Source organism: Pseudomonas sp. PKS (assembly GCF_051913525.1).
In the GTDB taxonomy this organism is placed as follows: Bacteria; Pseudomonadota; Gammaproteobacteria; order Pseudomonadales; family Pseudomonadaceae; genus Aquipseudomonas; species Aquipseudomonas guariconensis_D.
This window is the reverse complement of record NZ_JBEGDO010000070.1, coordinates 1-270: the sequence shown is the minus strand read 5'-3', so window position 1 is coordinate 270 and position 270 is coordinate 1. Positions and strand designations below refer to the sequence as shown.

Genomic DNA, 270 nt, shown 5'->3' with positions numbered 1-270 from the left:
GGTGGCGCTGGTAACTTACTAGATAGTTATTATGTAAGTGACCTAACAAGCTTAGATTATAGTCAATCCTATCTAATTAAAGGATTTATTACCCACGGTATTAAAACCGGTATTGGCACACCGCATACACTTGCACTTGATACAACATACCCAGAAGTTTTAAGTAATACTGAAATCGGTGAATTATTCAACATCTTAAATGCATTAGATACTATACCATCCATGACTGTACAAGGATTAATGGATACACTGGATCCAACCGTTTTAACC

1 protein-coding gene is annotated in these 270 nt (G+C 35.9%); it reads left to right on the top strand.

Features of this window, described 5'->3' with window-relative positions; genetic code table 11:
• Positions 1–270, top strand: a 270-nt coding sequence (locus ABOA88_RS24115) for a hypothetical protein (protein WP_440128009.1), incomplete at both ends; no start/stop codon positions are given.